At 72.2% G+C, this 15,606-nt stretch carries 12 protein-coding genes; 8 read left to right on the top strand and 4 right to left on the bottom strand.

The features are described from left to right. Nucleotides 1–85: 85 nt before the first annotated feature. On the bottom strand, nucleotides 86–1,978 hold the full coding sequence (locus AC6H2I_RS08060) for an autotransporter assembly complex protein TamA (RefSeq protein ID WP_497500078.1): 1,893 nt from the start codon (nucleotides 1,976–1,978) through the stop codon (nucleotides 86–88). A 305-nt stretch (nucleotides 1,979–2,283) separates the two neighbouring features. On the opposite strand from AC6H2I_RS08060, the gene typA reads away from it, so the two are divergent. Further along, nucleotides 2,284–4,116: a translational GTPase TypA gene (gene typA, locus AC6H2I_RS08055; protein WP_497500077.1), complete on the top strand. Its 1,833-nt coding sequence runs from the start codon at nucleotides 2,284–2,286 to the stop codon at nucleotides 4,114–4,116. A gap of 136 nt (nucleotides 4,117–4,252) precedes the next feature. Here typA and AC6H2I_RS08050 read toward each other — a convergent pair whose 3' ends face one another. From AC6H2I_RS08050 to AC6H2I_RS08040, 3 genes are all read right to left on the bottom strand, one after another. Then, a complete protein-coding gene (locus AC6H2I_RS08050) occupies nucleotides 4,253–4,684 on the bottom strand; it encodes a hemerythrin domain-containing protein (protein WP_497500076.1) in 432 nt (143 codons plus the stop codon). Nucleotides 4,685–4,844: 160 nt separating this feature from the next. Next, on the bottom strand, nucleotides 4,845–5,021 hold the full coding sequence (locus AC6H2I_RS08045) for a CsbD family protein (protein WP_497500075.1): 177 nt from the start codon (nucleotides 5,019–5,021) through the stop codon (nucleotides 4,845–4,847). Between the two features lie 71 nt (nucleotides 5,022–5,092). After that, a complete protein-coding gene (locus tag AC6H2I_RS08040) occupies nucleotides 5,093–5,509 on the bottom strand; it encodes an HIT family protein (protein ID WP_497500074.1) in 417 nt (138 codons plus the stop codon). Nucleotides 5,510–5,880: 371 nt separating this feature from the next. Between AC6H2I_RS08040 and AC6H2I_RS08035 the strand changes: the two genes are divergently transcribed. From AC6H2I_RS08035 to AC6H2I_RS08005, 7 genes are all read left to right on the top strand, one after another. Beyond that, nucleotides 5,881–8,484, top strand: coding sequence for a glycosyltransferase family 2 protein (locus AC6H2I_RS08035; RefSeq protein WP_497500073.1), 2,604 nt, complete (start codon nucleotides 5,881–5,883; stop codon nucleotides 8,482–8,484). 192 nt (nucleotides 8,485–8,676) lie between these two features. Beyond that, on the top strand, nucleotides 8,677–9,279 hold the full coding sequence (locus tag AC6H2I_RS08030) for a hypothetical protein (protein WP_497500072.1): 603 nt from the start codon (nucleotides 8,677–8,679) through the stop codon (nucleotides 9,277–9,279). A 278-nt stretch (nucleotides 9,280–9,557) separates the two neighbouring features. Beyond that, nucleotides 9,558–9,836: a hypothetical protein gene (locus AC6H2I_RS08025; RefSeq protein ID WP_497500071.1), complete on the top strand. Its 279-nt coding sequence runs from the start codon at nucleotides 9,558–9,560 to the stop codon at nucleotides 9,834–9,836. Nucleotides 9,837–9,975: 139 nt separating this feature from the next. Next, the gene (gene cobA / locus AC6H2I_RS08020; protein ID WP_497500070.1) at nucleotides 9,976–10,776 is read left to right on the top strand and encodes a uroporphyrinogen-III C-methyltransferase; all 801 of its coding nucleotides are present in this window, start codon (nucleotides 9,976–9,978) and stop codon (nucleotides 10,774–10,776) included. Next, nucleotides 10,769–12,187: a cobyrinic acid a,c-diamide synthase CobB gene (locus tag AC6H2I_RS08015; RefSeq protein ID WP_497500069.1), complete on the top strand. Its 1,419-nt coding sequence runs from the start codon at nucleotides 10,769–10,771 to the stop codon at nucleotides 12,185–12,187. The genes cobA and AC6H2I_RS08015 overlap by 8 nt, the downstream gene beginning before the upstream one ends. A gap of 58 nt (nucleotides 12,188–12,245) precedes the next feature. Beyond that, nucleotides 12,246–13,115: a LysR family transcriptional regulator gene (locus AC6H2I_RS08010; protein ID WP_497500067.1), complete on the top strand. Its 870-nt coding sequence runs from the start codon at nucleotides 12,246–12,248 to the stop codon at nucleotides 13,113–13,115. A 170-nt stretch (nucleotides 13,116–13,285) separates the two neighbouring features. After that, nucleotides 13,286–15,580: a hybrid sensor histidine kinase/response regulator gene (locus AC6H2I_RS08005; RefSeq protein ID WP_497500066.1), complete on the top strand. Its 2,295-nt coding sequence runs from the start codon at nucleotides 13,286–13,288 to the stop codon at nucleotides 15,578–15,580. The last annotated feature ends 26 nt before the right edge of the window (nucleotides 15,581–15,606 follow it).

Raw genomic sequence — 15,606 nt, 5'->3', positions numbered from 1 at the left:
GGCGCGCCACGGTGCGGTCGGCGCGCCGGACCGCGGCGAGGAGCCCCCCGTCACGCGCGACCGCCGTCGCGCCATGCGGCCTCCGTCAGAAGGCCTGCCCGAGGCTGAGGTAGAGCTGCCACGTCGCGTCCTGCGGCTCCGGATTCAGGGGGACGGCGACGTCGACCCGCAGGGGACCGAAGTCGGTGTAGTAGCGCAGACCGAGGCCGGCACCGTATTTGAGGTCACCGAAGGTCGGAAAGGCGCTGTCGTAGACCATGCCGGCGTCGAGGAAGGGGACGACGCCGATGCTGTCGGTGATCTTGACCCGCATCTCCACACCCAGTTCCAGCAGCGAGCGCCCACCCACGGGATCGCCGTCGGCGTCGCGCGGGCCGACCTTCTGGAAGCCGTAGCCGCGCACCGAGCCGCCACCGCCGGCGTAGAGGCGTTTGTCCGGCGGGATGTCGTCGACGCCGGCCCCGAGCACGCTGGCGAGGTTGGCGCGGGCCGCCGCGACGTAATTCCCGTCGCCGCCGATGTCGTGGTAGGCCGAGCCGGTCAGGCCGGCCGCGTAGAACGGGCTGTCGAGGTTGCCCCCCACCGGGACCCAGGGCGTGGCCGCGGCGGACACCCGGAAGCCGGTGCTCGGGTTGAGCAGGCTGTCGGACGCGTCGTAGCTGACCGACAGCGGCACGCCCAGCAGCGCGGTGTCGTAGCTCCGGGTGTTGTTCTCCACGGTGCCCCATTCCCCCGCCACGCCGTAGCTCACCGTCAGGTCGTCTGTGATGCGGCGCTCCAGGGCGCCGGTCAGGGAGGTGACGACCCGCTCGTAGGCCGGCGGTTGCTCGGCCACCACCGAGACGTTCACCGCCAGGGTCTGGTGCACCGACAGGAAGTCGGGCTTGCGGAAGCGCACGTTGAACTGGAGGTCGGGAAGCTCCAGGTCGCTCGACCCCGCGGTCTGGGCGTTGAGGCGGCCAACCTGGGCCTGGACGCGCAGGTACTCCGCCCCGCCGAACAGGTTGCGGTGGCCCCAGTAGGCCTGGGTGCCCAGCCCCTCGGAGGTCGAGAAGAAGACGCCGGCGCCGAGGAAGCGGCGCTTGCGCTCGATCAGGGTGAGGGTGACAGGGGTGACGCCATCCGGCCCCGGCTCCTCCGCCAGGTCCACCCGCACCGTGTCGAACACGTCGAGCTGGGCGATCTCGCGCTGCGCCCGCTCCATCAGCTCCGGCCGGTACTCCTGCCCCGGCGTCCAGGGCAGACGGCCGCGCACCAGGGATTCGTCGACGCCCTCCAGCCCCTCGATGCGGGTCTCGCCGAAGCGCACCAGCGGGCCGGGGTCGACGGTGTAGGCGATGTCCATGGTGCGGTCGGAATGGTCGACCACGACGCGCCGTGCCACCGCGTCGGCGTGGGCGTAGCCGATCCCGGCGAGGCCGGCCACCAGACGGTCCTCGGCGGCCACCACCAGCGGCGCGCGGGCGCGCGTCCCGGCCACCAGCCCCAGCTCGCCCTGGGACAGCGGCGGACCGGGCAGCGGGCCGCCGTCGGCGTCGCGCACCGTCACCGTATCGAAGGTGTAGGGCGGCCCGGTGTCGATGGTGATGGTCACCGCCGCCGGCTGCGCCGCCCCGTCGATGCCGATCGCCACGGTGGCGTCGTAGTACCCCGCCGACCGAAGCGCCGCTTGCAGCGCCTCGCGATCGGCGTCGGCACGCCGCTCCAGGCCCAGCAGGGTCGGCGGCGGGTCCTCGCGCAGGCCGAACAGGGTCGAGGTCTCGCGCAGCACCCCGGCCAGATCCTCCTGGTCGGCGACCCCGGCGAGCGTCACCGTGTACGGCAGGGAGGGCGGGACCACCGGCGCCGGGGCGGGCGCCGGAGCGGGCGCCGGGGCGGGCACCGCGGCCGGCTGGGCGAGGACGGGAACGGGAACGGCGGGCGGGATCGCGTAGAGAGCACCGGCCAGGAGGTAGGCGGAGCGGGCGGCAAAGGTCATCGTCCGTCGGGATCCCGGTCGTGGTTCTTCGTTGGGCACGGCACCGGCGGCCCGGGCGCGCCGGAGCCACTGTAGCGAAACCGCCGGAACGCCGCGCCGGAAATTCGCCATATGACGCTCGGCACGACGACGACTTGCCGAAACGGCGAAAATCACTATATTGCGACGCAAACCAACCCCCCGGCGGCTCACCAAACCGATTTGGCGAGCCGTTTTGTCATGGGGGGACGGTGCTTTCGCTGGGGCCCGATGTCGGTGGGGCCCGCAAGCCGCCTTGGCCCGACCGACCCTGAGAACGGTACTTCATGACCCTCCGCAACGTCGCGATCATCGCCCACGTCGACCACGGCAAGACCACGCTGGTCGATCAGCTCCTGAAACAGGCGGGATCTTTCCGCGAAAACCAGCAGGTGGCCGAGCGCGCCATGGACTCCAACGACCTGGAGCGTGAGCGCGGCATCACCATCCTCGCCAAGTGCACCTCGGTCCTGTGGAAGGACCTGCGCATCAACATCGTCGACACCCCCGGCCACGCCGATTTCGGCGGCGAGGTCGAGCGCATCCTCTCCATGGTCGACGGCGTGGTGCTGCTGTGCGACGCGGCCGAAGGGCCGCTGCCGCAGACCAAGTTCGTGCTCGGCAAGGCCCTGAAGCTCGGCCTGCGCCCCATCGTCGTGGTCAACAAGGTGGACCGCTCCGACGCCCGTCCCCACGAGGTCCACGACGAGGTCTTCGACCTCTTCGCCTCGCTCGACGCCTCCGACGACCAGCTCGACTTTCCCACCCTGTTCGCCTCGGGGCGCAACGGCTGGGCGACCACCGACCTGGAGTCCGGCGCGCGCGACAGCCTGGAGCCGCTGTTCGAGCTGATCCGCGATCACGTCCCCGCCCCGCGGGTCGGCGGCGAGGATGAGCCGTTCCGCATGCTGGCCACCACCCTGGAAGCCAACCCGTATCTCGGCCGCCTGCTGACCGGCCGGGTGCAGTCGGGCAAGGTGAAGTCCAACATGGCCATCAAGTCGCTGTCGCGCGACGGCAAGCTGCTGGAGCAGGGCCGCGTCACCAAGGTCCTGGCGTTCCGCGGCCTGGAGCGGGTGCCGGTGGACGAGGCGGCGGCGGGCGACATCGTCGCCCTGGCCGGCCTGTCGGAGACCACCGTGGCCGACACCATCTGCGATCCCGCGGTCACCGAGCCGCTGGCCGCCCAGCCCATCGACCCGCCGACCCTGGCCATGACCTTCTCGGTCAACGACAGCCCGCTGGCCGGTCGCGAGGGCGACAAGGTCACCAGCCGCATGATCCGCGACCGCCTGCTCCGCGAGACCGAGGGCAACGTCGCCCTGCGCATCACCGACACCGAGGGCGGCGACGCCTTCGAGGTGGCCGGCCGCGGCGAGCTGCAGCTCGGCATCCTCATCGAGACCATGCGCCGGGAAGGCTACGAGCTGTCGATCAGCCGGCCGCGCGTGCTGTTCAAGGCCGACCCGCTCAACGGCCAGCGCCTGGAGCCGATCGAGGAGGTCGTGGTCGATGTCGACGAGGAGTTCTCCGGCACCGTCGTGCAGAAGATGGCGGAGCGCAAGGCCGACCTGATCGAGATGCGGCCCGGCGGCGGCGGCAAGAGCCGCCTGGTGTTCCACGCCCCCTCGCGCGGCCTGATCGGCTACCAGAGCGAGTTCCTGACCGACACCCGCGGCACCGGCATCATGAACCGCCTGTTCCACGGCTACGCCCCCTACAAGGGCCCGATCGCGGCGCGGCGCACCGGCGTGCTGATCTCCAACAGCGACGGCACGGCGGTGGCCTATGCCCTGTGGAACCTGGAGGACCGCGGGCCGATGCTGATCGATCCCGGGGTGCCGGTCTATCAGGGCATGGTCGTCGGTGAGCACACCCGCGGCAACGACCTCGAGGTCAACGTCATCAAGGGCAAGCAGCTCACCAACATCCGCACCACCAGCAAGGACGAGGCCGTGCGCCTCACCCCGCCGATCCAGATGAGCCTGGAAAAGGCGCTGTCCTACATCGCCGACGACGAGCTGGTCGAGGTGACGCCCAAGTCGATCCGCCTGCGCAAGCGCTATCTCGATCCCAACGAGCGCAAGCGCCACCAGCGCGCCATGGCCGACGCCGGCTGACCAGTGGCCGGACCGGTGGCCGGACCGGTGACACCAGACCGTTGATGCGCACGACACGGGGGCCGCTTCGGCCCCCGTTCCTGCGTCCGGGGCCGGCGTCCCGCCCCGGCGGCAGGGCGGGGTGCCGCGCCGCCGCTCACCACCCCAGCCGGTCGAGGACGGGGAAGAGCTCTTCCTCCTCGCGCCGCAACCGCCCGTCGAGGCGGGAGAGAACGGCGCGCGTTTCGGCACGGAAGGCGGGAAAGCGGCCAGCCATCGTCGGCAGGTCCGTCCAGGCGTCGCGGTATCCGCGGAACACCCGGTGCATGCCGCCGGAGGCCTCGCGGCAGCGCGCCGCGGCGCGGCGCAAGTCCGCGTCGGGGTGGGCGAGCAGACGCGGGTAGAGCACATGGTCCTCCAGGACCAGCTGCGTGTCGACCGCGGCGTCCAGGGCCGCCAGCACGGCGCAGGCGTCGAGCAGGCATGAGGGCGCGTCCGCCCGGCCGAGCAGCGCGAGGAGCCTGTCCGCCAGGGTGGCGATCTCGGCGTGGTGGCGCCGGTAGGCGCGGGTGGTGTCGTCGGTCGGCATGGGGCGCCTCCTTCCCCGGCCATCGATGGCCTTGCGGAAAGCGTACACCCAAGATGGTTGGTCCGGGGATCGGACATCTCCGCGCACCTCCAAGGGGGTAGGCGCGCGACCCGGGAGGGGGCGGAGGGCGTCGGGGTCACCCCGACTGCCCTCCGCGGGCTCAATCGGCCTTGCGGACGGCGTCCTTCACCTTGCCCGCGGCCTTGTCGACCTTGCCTTCGGCCTTGTGCCCGCGGCCCTTGTCCTCCAGGTCGCGGTTGCCGGTCATCTCGCCGGTCTGCTTCTCGGCCTCGCCGGCCACTTCCTTGGCGGCGCCCTTGATGCGGTCCTTGTCCATGCGGTCCTCCACGGGTTGGTTGAGCCTTCCCCAACAGCGCAGCCCGCGCCGAGTCGCGGTGCGGCCGACGTTCAGGTCGACAAGATCGGCGAAAGGTCCGCGGCAAGCCGCCGCGCCAGGGCGTCGCGATCACCGGCCGGGTACCGCCCGCCGTGGCCGGATCCCCACACCGGGCCGGGCCATGCGGGATCGCCGCGCCACCGGCCGACGACGTGCACGTGAAGCTGCGGCACCACGTTGCCCAGCGCCGCGACGTTGATCTTGTCGATCCCGCCACGCTGCTCCAGCAGCCTGGAAGCAAAGGCGACGTCCTCGATCAGACGGATGCGGTCGTGAGCCGCGAGATGGTGCAGCTCGACCACGTCCGGGCGCTCCGGCACCGGGATGAGCCAGGGCCACGCGCGGTTGTCCATCAGCAGGACCCGGCACAGCGCGGTGCGGCCCAGGGGAACCGTATCGGCGGCGAGGCGTTCGTTGAGGCGGAACATGGCTGGCTCGGCTGGTTTCGCGATCGCGGAATAAAGCGGCGGGGCCCTGTGTTCATGAGCTGTGGTTGCGATGCAACGAAAATTGTATAGAATGCGCCGGACGATCTCGGATGGATCGTTCGGCGTGCGACACCGCCGGACGCACCGCGAAGGTCGTTTCGCCCAACCCCCGGCCGGAGGCCGGGGACGCACAGGGCGGACGGGTTTTGCGACGGGGTTGTCCGTTCAGCGACCACAGTGAGTGCCGGGGTTCGGTCCGAGGTTTGGTTCGGGGCGGAAACGCCTTCCCTGCGCCAATCCTGGATGGCACTGGAGCGACCGGGGCAACCGCGCCTGCCCCGGATGGACACGTGCGGGGAATGCACACACCAATGCGCAAGTCAGCGATCGCGGTTCTCTTCCTGGTCATCCTCGGCAATGTCGGGGCCTGGGCCCTGTGGAACCGCCCCGTTGCAGAGCGGCCGTGGGCCGGCGTCATCAACGGCGTCAGCTATACCCCCTTCCACCCCGGCAAGAGCCCCACCCGGGGCGACCGCCCCTCGGCCGACGACATCGAGAAGGACCTTCTGGCCCTTGAGGGATCGGTCAAGGGCGTGCGCACCTATTCGGCCGTGGACGGCTCCGAGATGGTCCCACCCATCGCCCGCCGGCACGGCATCCCCGTGACCGCCGGCGCGTGGGTGCAGGGCCAGCCGGAGGTCGACGAGCCGGAGATCGCCGGCCTGATCAAGATGGCCCGCACCTATCCCAACGTGCGCCGGGTCATCGTCGGCAACGAGGCCATCCTGCGCGCCGACGTGACGGTCGAGCAGATGGTCGAGTACGTCAAGCGGGTGAAGCGCAAGGTGACCGTGCCGGTCTCCACCGCCGAACCGTGGCACGTCTGGCTGGAGCACCCGGAGCTGGTGGAGGCGGTCGACTTCCTGGCCGTGCACCTCCTGCCCTACTGGGAAGGCGTGCCGATCGAGGGCGCCGTCGACTACGCCATGTTCCGCTACAACGAGCTGAAGACCAAGTACCCCAACAAGCACATCCTGATCTCGGAGATCGGCTGGCCGGCCGACGGGCCGTGGCGGCGCGGCGCCGAGGCCAGCCAGGTCAATCAGGCGAAGTTCATCCGCACCTTCCTCAACATCGCGGCGCAGAACCGGCTGGACTATTTCATCATGGAGGCCTTCGACCAACCGTGGAAGCGGGAGATCGAAGGCACCGCCGGCACCTCGTGGGGCCTGTGGGACGCCTGGCGCAACCCCAAGTTCCCGATGATCGGCGAGGTCCATGAGCTGAAGGACTGGCCGACGCTGTGCGCCGTCTCCATCGGCGTGGCCTTCCTGCCCCTGGTGTTCTTCCTCTCCCGGCGCACCGACCTGCGGTTCGGCGGCAAGCTGTTCTACGGCGGGCTGATCCAGGCCGTCGGCTCGGTGCTGGTGTTCACCGTCACCGCGGCCTCGGTGGCCGGGCTGGCCACCACCACCGAGGTCGCGTGGGGCGTGCTGATCTTCTGCCAGCTGGTGCTGCTGGCGGTGATGCTGATCGACGGACTGGAGCTGACCGAGGTGGTGTGGCAGGAGCGCTTCCGGCGCAAGTTCCAGCCCTGCCAGGCGGCCCCGGCGCCCGACGCGCCGAAGGTGTCCATCCACGTCCCCTGCTACAACGAGCCGCCGCACATGGTCATCCAGACCCTGGACGCCCTGGCCCGTCTCGACTACCCGAACTTCGAGGTGCTGCTGCTCGACAACAACACCAAGGACCCCGAGGTGTGGAAGCCGGTCGAGGCCTACTGCAAGCAGCTCGGCGAGCGGTTCCGCTTCTTCCACCTCGAGAACTGGCCGGGCTACAAGGCCGGCGCGCTGAACTTCGGCCTCGACGTGACGGCGGAGGACGCCCAGTTCGTGGCGGTGATCGACAGCGACTACCAGGTCCACCCGGACTGGCTGAAGGCCACCATCCCCCACTTCGCGCGGCCCGAGGTCGGCTTCGTGCAGTCGCCCCAGGACTACCGCGACTGGATCGCCGACCGCTTCCAGCGGATGATCAACTGGGAATACGCCGGCTTCTTCCACATCGGCATGGTCCAGCGCAACGAGCGCAACGCGATCATCCAGCACGGCACCATGACCATCATCCGCAAGGACGCGCTGGTGAAGGTGGGCCGCTGGGGCGAATGGTGCATCACCGAGGACGCCGAGCTGGGCCTGCGCCTGTTCGAGGCCGGCTACGAGTCCGTCTACATGCCGGAGACCTACGGCAAGGGGCTCGTGCCCGACAGCTTCTCCGCCTACAAGACCCAGCGCTTCCGCTGGGCCTACGGCGCGGTCCAGATCCTCAAGCGGCACTGGCGCGAGCTGCTGCCCGGCGGTCGCCGGCTGAGCAGCGGCCAGAAGTACCACTTCGTCACCGGCTGGCTGCCCTGGTTCGCCGACGCCGCCCACATGGTGTTCGGCCTGGCCGGCATCGTCTGGTCGCTCGGCCTGCTGCTGTTCCCCAAGCACTTCGAGTTCCCGCCCAACGCCTTCATGATCCCGACGCTCAGCGTCTTCGCGTTCAAGGTCGCCGCGTCGCTCTGGCTCTACGAGGCGCGGGTGCGCTGCGGCTTCTGGGACAAGGTCGGGGCGGCGGTGGCCGGGATGGCGCTCACGCACACCGTCGGGCGCGCCATGTGGCAGGGCATGTTCACCTCCGGTCGGCCGTTCGTGCGGACGCCGAAATGCGAGCACCAGCCGGCCTTCATGCAGGCCGTGCTGATGGCCCGCGAGGAGATCGGCCTGCTGGTCGCCCTGTGGGGTGCGGCCACCGCGATCGTCGTGGTGTTCGGCCATGAGAACCGCGACGCCTTCATGTGGGCCGGCCTGCTGGTCGTACAGTCCCTGCCCTATCTGGCGGCGCTCATCACCTCGCTGACCAACGCGTTCCCCGACTTCCGCATCGGCCGCCGGCGGGCGCAGACGGTGGCGCTTCCCGGCGCCGCCGACTGACCTGCGGGAGCACCGGCCGGACGTCCAACCGGGCCCCTTCGGGGGCCCGGTTTTTTTGCGCCACGCGGGGGGCCGGGGCTGCCGGCCCCCGACGCAGGGTCGTGCACGTACGGTGTTGACTCTGTTTGCCTGTTTGCTACGCTGATTGCAGCGTCGCCGTCGTGCGACCGCCGTTGTCGGGATCGCCGTGCCATGGCCGACTCCAGCATTGGCCGCTCAGAGCCCCTGATCCGGTCGACGACGATGATCGAGCGGGCGGGGACGGCTACCGACCGCCAGCCCCGCCAGCGCGAGCAGCCCGACCGCCGCAACGGGGACAAGGACGGCACCAAGCGGCGGCGCATCCACGATCTCCTGTTCGACGAGATCGACCAGATCGACGCCCTGGAGCCGGGACAGCGCGAGCGGGTGAAGCGCAACATCCGCAATCATTTCGCCAGCGCCACGCCGGCCACCCCGGCCCATTACGGCCGGCCGTCGCATCACCCCCATGACCCGGCGGACGCACCCGACGAGGGGGATGGCTCCGGCGACGACGCCGCCGCCGAGGATGCCGACCGGATGCTGGCGGGGGAGGCCGAAGCCGCCGTCGACGGCGAGCAGTTCCTCCGCGTCGCCGCCCCGGCCCATCCCAATATGCCGCCGGAGGAGGTGGAGGAGAACGCCCGGCTGGCCCGCCAGCTGCGCGACTGCCTGGCCCAGCAGACCGAACGGGCGCGGAAGATCGCCGTCTACCTCCATCTCCTGCTGGCGCTGCACGGCGCCGGCCGCCCCCGCTTCATCCTCGACGTCTGAGGCCGCCCACCCTCCGGCCACCCGCTCCAAGTCCGCGTTCCCCGGGACGGTCATTGCGACCCTTCGAAGCCCCCAATATTACCAAAGACCCCTAGTCATGCGCAGTATTGCCTACGCCATTTCACAATAAGAGGCCGATCCGTCTCATCGGTTATCCTTTCCCATGGACGCAGTGTTGCCGACGGCCACCGTCTTGATCTCGGTCCGCGAGGGTTGACCGGGCCCGTGTCCTGCGGCATGCTGGCGCCTTGAGTTCGGACAGCAACCGGAGGGCGCACATGGCGTTCATCGAGCTGACGGCGGTCGACGACGCCAGCAAGGTCGACGGACCGGTCTACGTCAACAAGGACAACGTGCTGTGGTTCAAGGCCCAGGCGGGTCCGCGGCCGGGCCGCAGCCTGGTCACCTTTGCCGGCGGCGTCACCCTGGCGGTGGCCGAGCCGGTGGACGTCCTGCGCACCCGGCTTGCCGGCGCGGCCGCCCAGCCGGATGCCAAGCCGGCCGGCCAGCCGTCCCCCGTGCCGGCCGCCGTGCGCCGCATGAGCGCGGTGGGCTGAACGGTCGGGGCCGGGGAGCCCCGGCCCCGCCGCCCCGTCGCGCCCCCCATCCCGTCGCGCCCGTCGTGGGACGGTGCCTTGCGCCGCGGCAAATCATGTTACTCTCGCGCGGCCCATCTGCCGTCCCAGAGCGCCGTGCATGACCGTTGACGCCCCCATCCCCGACTCCTTCCTCGCCCCCTTCGAACCGGGCACCGTGTGGCTGGCCGGTGCCGGCCCCGGCGATCCCGGCCTGCTGACCCTGACCGCCTGGCACGGACTGCGCCATGCCGACGCCATCGTGCATGACTCGCTGGTCGACGACCGCATCCTCGGTCTTGCCGGCCCCGGGGCCATGCTGATCCACGCCGGCAAGCGCGGCGGGCGCCCGTCCGCCGCCCAGGACGACATCAGCCGCCGTCTCGTCGAACTGGCCCGCGACGGCCTGCGGGTGCTGCGCCTGAAAGGCGGCGATCCCTGCGTGTTCGGCCGGGGCGGCGAGGAGGCGGAGACGCTGGCCGCCGCGGGCATTCCCTTCCGCTTCGTTCCGGGGATCACGGCCGGCATCGGCGGCCTCGCCTACGCCGGCATTCCGGCCACCCACCGCTCCGCCAACCAGGCGGTCGTCCTGGCCACCGGCTATTCCCGGGACAACCCGACCGACTGGCGGGCGATGGCCGCCACCGGCGCGCCGCTGGTGCTGTACATGGCCTGGCGCACCCTGCCCGACATCGCCGCGCAGCTGATGGAGGGGGGGCGGCCCGGCACCACGCCGGTGGCCATCGTCGCCGACGCCACCACGCCACGCCAGCGGGTGCTGGAGACCACCCTGGCCGACGCCGCCGCGGATCTCGCGGCCAGCGGGCTGGAGCCGCCCACCGTGGTTGTCGTCGGCGAGGTCGTGCGCCTGCGCGGCGCCCTGACCTGGTTCACGCCACCGGCGGAGGACGGCGGTGGATGACCAGCCGCCGGCGATCCGCGGCACCGCCGGGCTGATCGTCGCGTCCCCGGCCGCCGGCGCCGGCAAGACGACGGTCGCGCTCGGCCTGCTGGCGGCGCTGCGGGCGCGCGGCGTGGCGGTGGGCGCCGCCAAGGCCGGACCCGATCTCGCGGACGCGGCCTGGCTTGCCGCCGCATCCGGGCGCCCCTGCCACAACCTCGACCCGTGGGCGATGGACGGCCCGCTGCTGGACCACGTCGTGCGCCGCGCCGGCGGGGACGTCGACCTCCTGCTGTGCGATGGGCAGATGGGCCTGTTCGACGGCCTGGCCGGCCCCGGCGGCCACGGCGCCGGCACCACGGCCGAGGTGGCGCGCCACGGCGGGTGGCCGGTGGTTCTGGTGCTGGACGGGCGCGGCATGGCGCAATCGGCGGCGGCCCTGGTGGGCGGCTTCGCCGGGCACGCGCCGGGGGTCCGGGTGGCCGGACTCGTCCTCAACCGGGTCGTCGACGCCCGCCACCAGCGCCTGGCGACGGACAGCATCGCCGCGCTCGGCATCCCCGTCCTCGGCGCCCTTCCCGACGACCCCGACATAGCCCTGCCCGCCCGCGCCGCCGGCACGGTGGTGGATGCGACCGCGGGCGACGCGGTCCGCCGTCTCGACGGCCTGGGCCGGCTGCTTGCCGCCAACGTGGACATCGACCGCCTGCGCACGGTCGCCGTGCCGTGGTCGGCGACGGGCGCCGCGGCGCCGCGCCTGGTGCCGCCACCGGGGCAGCGCATCGCGGTGGCGCACGACGCCGCCTTCGGCCGGCTCTACCCCCACGTCCTGGACGGGTGGCAGGCGGCGGGGGCGGAACTGATGATCTTCTCCCCGCTGGCCGACGAGGCGCCACCCCCTTACGCCGACGCCGTGTACCTGCCCGGCGGCACCCCCGAGCGCCACGCCCCGGCGCTGGCCGCGGCACGGCGCTTCCGCGACGGGCTGCGCGCGCTGGCCGCGCGCGGCCCGGTGTACGGCGAGGGGGGCGGATACGCCGTCCTGGGCGAGGTGCTCCACACCGCGGCCGGCGGCTTCCCTATGGCCGGACTGCTCGGCCTCCACACCCGCGCACCGGGCGGGTCGGGGGCCGGCGCCGGGGCGCGGCCCACCGGCCACCGCCGGGTCCGCCTGCTGGTCGAGCACGCGCTGGGTGCCGCCGGAGCCGAGTTCACGGCCCACGAGGATCGCCACCTCGCGGTGAGCGACCCTGGATTGGACGACCCCCTGTTCGCCGACCCGTCCACCGATCGGCCCGCCGACCGGTCCGGTGACCGCTCCGGTGACCGCTCCGGTGACCAGGGCAGCACCGTCCACCGCACGCTGGGCAGTCGCCGCGGCGCCGTCTCCGGGTCCTTCCTCCACCTGTTGGCGCCCGCCGCTCCGTGCTAGCCTGCGCCATCCGGGGGGTGGGGTCGGTGGCGCGGTGGACCGGGACGAGTTGGAGGGGATGACGGCGTTCGTCGCCGTGGCCGAGCGGCGCAGCTTCACCGCCGCGGCGGCCGAGTTGCGGGTGACCCGCTCGGCGGTGAGCCAGACCATCCGCGCCCTTGAACGCCGCATCGGCGTGCCGCTGTTCGCGCGGACCACCCGCGACGTGGCGCTGACCGAAGCCGGGGAGATGCTGTACGCCAGGGTCGCCCCGGCGGTCCGGACGATCGGCGCCGCGGTCGAGGCCGTCGGCGATCACGCCGGCCGGCCCACCGGCCTGCTCCGCCTCAACGTGCCCCGGCTCGCCGTGTCGACCATCCTGGCACCGCTCCTGCCGGCCTTCGCCGAGGCCTATCCCGAGATCGTGGTCGAGGCCTGCGTCGACGACCGCCTGATCAACATCGTCGAGGCGGGATTCGACGCCGGCATCCGCCTCGGCGAGAAGCTCGAGCGCCAGATGGTGTCGGTCCGCCTGACCCCGCCGCACCGCTTCGTCGTCGTCGGCGCGCCCGGGTACTTCGCGCGCCACGGCCGGCCCGGCTCGCCGGCGGACCTGGCCGGACACCGCTGCGTCAATTTCCGCATGAGCTCGACCGGCGCGCTCTACCGCTGGGAGTTCGAACGCAACGGCGAGGAGTTCGCGGTGGCGGTCGACGGGCCGCTCATCACCAACGACGCGGACCTTCTGGTGCAGGCGGCGCTCGACGGCATGAGGCTCACCTACATGTTCGAGAGCTGCGTCGCCCCCCTGCTGGCGGAGGGCGCGCTGGAGGTGGTGCTGGAGGAGTACGCGGTCTGCACCCCCGGTTTCTTCCTCTATTTCCCCGGCCGCGCCCAGGTCGCGCCGAAGCTGCGGGCCTTCATCGACTTCGCCGTCGCGCGGCGGTGAGCCCGCTACGGCCGGATCGGACGATCGGCCGGAGGTGCGGTGGCGGCCGGCCGACCGTCATGGCCGCTCGACCAACGGACGGGTGCCGACCGTCTTTGGTGCGGACTGACGCGGCGCCGCCGCGGCCCCATATGCCCTGACAGACGTGCCTCTTCCGCTGGGTCCCGCCCGTGCCAATCCTCCCCATCGCCGGTCACTACGATCCCCTTCTCGTCACCCTGTCGGTGGCCGTCGCCGTGTTCGCCGGGTACACCGCGCTGGACCTGGCCGCCCATGCCCGGGCGTCGCGGTACGGCGGCCACGCCGCCAACGCCAACGCCTGGCTGGGCGCCGCCGCGCTCACCCTCGGGGCCGGCATCTGGACCATGCATTTCATCGGCATGCTGGCCTACCGCATGCCCATGCCGGTGACCTACGACGCCGGCCTGACCGTGCTGTCCCTGCTGCTGGCGGTGGCGGTGGCCGGGGCCGGGCTGTTCGCCGTGGCCAACGGCGTGCCGCGGCGCGTCACCGTTCCCGCCGCCGGGACGCTCACCGGCCTGGGCATCGTCGCCATGCACTACGTGGGCATGGCGGGCCTGCAGATGGAGGCGCGCCAGAGCTACGACGCCGCCCTGGTGGCGCTCTCGGTGGCGGTCGCCATCGGCGCGTCCACGGCGGCCCTGTGGCTGGCCTTCCGCACCCTCGGCACGCGCCAGCGCCTGCTGGGCGCCGCGGTGCTCGGGCTGGCCATGGTGGCGATGCACCATGTCGGCATGGCCGCCGTCACCTTCCACGCGCTGGAGATGCCGCCGCCGGTGACCCGCGGCGAGGTGGCGCTGGGACCGTCCCTGCTGGCGGTCGGCCTGTCCTTCGCGACCCTGGTGATGCTGGCGACGGCACTGATCTCGTCGGTCGCCGACCGCAACCGCGCGGCGGAGCGGACCGCCGAGCAGGAGGCGCGCTACCGTGCCGTGGTCGACAGCGCGGTCGACCCGATCGTGCTGATCGACGCCGGCGGCGGCGTCGTCTCGTTCAACCCGGCGGCGGAGCGGACCTTCGGCTACGCCGCGGACGAGGTGGTGGGACGCAACGTCGCCATGCTGATGCCTGAGCCCGACCGCTCCGCCCATGACGGCTACATCCAGCGCTACCAGGCGACCGGGGAACGCCGCATCATCGGCATCGGGCGCGCGGTCACCGGCCGGCGCAAGGACGGCTCGACCTTCGCCCTGGAGCTGGCGGTGGCCCAGTGGCGGGCCGGCGGCGCCCTCTACTACACCGGCATCATGCGCGACATCTCCGAGCGCAAGGCGGCGGAGGAGGCCCTGCGCACCGCCACCGCCGCGGCCGAACGGGCGCGCGAAGAGGCGGTCCAGGCCCGCGACACGGCCCTGCGCGCCGACCGCGCCAAGTCGACCTTCCTGGCCGCGGCCAGCCACGACCTGCGCCAGCCCGTCCAGTCGCTGTTCTTCTTCGCCCACGCCCTGTCGGAACGCCTCGACGGGCATCCCGCCGCCGCGACGGTGGCGAGCATGAGCGGGTCGCTGGACGCGTTGAAGGGGCTTCTCGACAGCATCCTCGACGTCTCGCGGCTGGACGCCGGGGTCGTGCAGGCGAACGTCACCACCTTCGCCCTGGGCCCGCTGCTGGAGCGTCTGGCGGCCGAGTACCGGCCCCGCGCGGCCGACGCCGGGCTGCGCTTCGCCGCGGTGGCGACCCGGACCTGGGTCCGCAGCGATCCGGCTCTGCTGGAACGGGCGCTGCGCAACCTGATCGAGAACGCCCTGCGCTACACCCCCGCGGGCGGCGTCGTGCTGGGCTGCCGCCGCCAGGACGGCGGGGTGCGGGTCACCGTGGCGGACAGCGGCCTCGGGATTCCCGACGACCGGCGGGAGCACATCTTCGAGGAGTTCACCCAGCTCGCGAACCCGGAGCGCGACCGGCGCAAGGGGCTGGGGCTCGGCCTCGCCATCGTCCGCCGCCTCGCCCGCCTGCTCGACCACGAGGTGACGGTGCGCTCCGTCCCGGGGCGTGGCAGCGCCTTTTCCCTGACCGTGCCGGCCGCGGCGCCGCGCGCCCTGCCCCGCGCCACCCATGCCCAGCCCCGGCCGTCGGGGAGCCGCGGCCTGGTGCTGGTGATCGACGACGACAGCGTCATCCTGGTCAGCATGCGCGCCATGCTGGAGCAATGGGGATACGAGGTGGTGGCGGCCATGTCGGCGGACGAGGCGGTCGAGCTGCTGCTCGGCCTCGGCCGGCGGCCCCAGGCGATCCTTGCCGACTACCGCCTGCGCCAGGGGCGCACCGGCATCGAGGCGATTCGCGACGTCTTCGGCGTGTGCGGGGTGCGGGTGCCGGCGGTGGTGCTGACCGGCGACACCGCGCCCGAACGGATCGCCGAGGTGGAGCGCAGCGGCTTCCGCCTGCTGCACAAGCCGGTGCCCCCCGCACGTCTGCGTGCGATCCTGGACGAGGCGGCCTGAGCGGCGCGCCATCGGGCGCGCCGCTC

It is taken from the genome of Azospirillum sp. NS33 (assembly GCF_059703765.1).
This window is presented reverse-complemented; position numbering and strand designations above follow the sequence as displayed.

What these genes read in the sequence shown, in the direction of transcription:
- AC6H2I_RS08060 (WP_497500078.1), bottom strand. Translation starts at nt 1,978, where the DNA reads ATGACCTTTGCCGCCCGCTCCGCCTACCTCCTGGCCGGTGCTCTCTAC.
- typA (WP_497500077.1), top strand. Translation starts at nt 2,284, where the DNA reads ATGACCCTCCGCAACGTCGCGATCATCGCCCACGTCGACCACGGCAAG.
- AC6H2I_RS08050 (WP_497500076.1), bottom strand. Translation starts at nt 4,684, where the DNA reads ATGCCGACCGACGACACCACCCGCGCCTACCGGCGCCACCACGCCGAG.
- AC6H2I_RS08045 (WP_497500075.1), bottom strand. Translation starts at nt 5,021, where the DNA reads ATGGACAAGGACCGCATCAAGGGCGCCGCCAAGGAAGTGGCCGGCGAG.
- AC6H2I_RS08040 (WP_497500074.1), bottom strand. Translation starts at nt 5,509, where the DNA reads ATGTTCCGCCTCAACGAACGCCTCGCCGCCGATACGGTTCCCCTGGGC.
- AC6H2I_RS08035 (WP_497500073.1), top strand. Translation starts at nt 5,881, where the DNA reads ATGCGCAAGTCAGCGATCGCGGTTCTCTTCCTGGTCATCCTCGGCAAT.
- AC6H2I_RS08030 (WP_497500072.1), top strand. Translation starts at nt 8,677, where the DNA reads ATGGCCGACTCCAGCATTGGCCGCTCAGAGCCCCTGATCCGGTCGACG.
- AC6H2I_RS08025 (WP_497500071.1), top strand. Translation starts at nt 9,558, where the DNA reads ATGGCGTTCATCGAGCTGACGGCGGTCGACGACGCCAGCAAGGTCGAC.
- cobA (WP_497500070.1), top strand. Translation starts at nt 9,976, where the DNA reads ATGACCGTTGACGCCCCCATCCCCGACTCCTTCCTCGCCCCCTTCGAA.
- AC6H2I_RS08010 (WP_497500067.1), top strand. Translation starts at nt 12,246, where the DNA reads ATGACGGCGTTCGTCGCCGTGGCCGAGCGGCGCAGCTTCACCGCCGCG.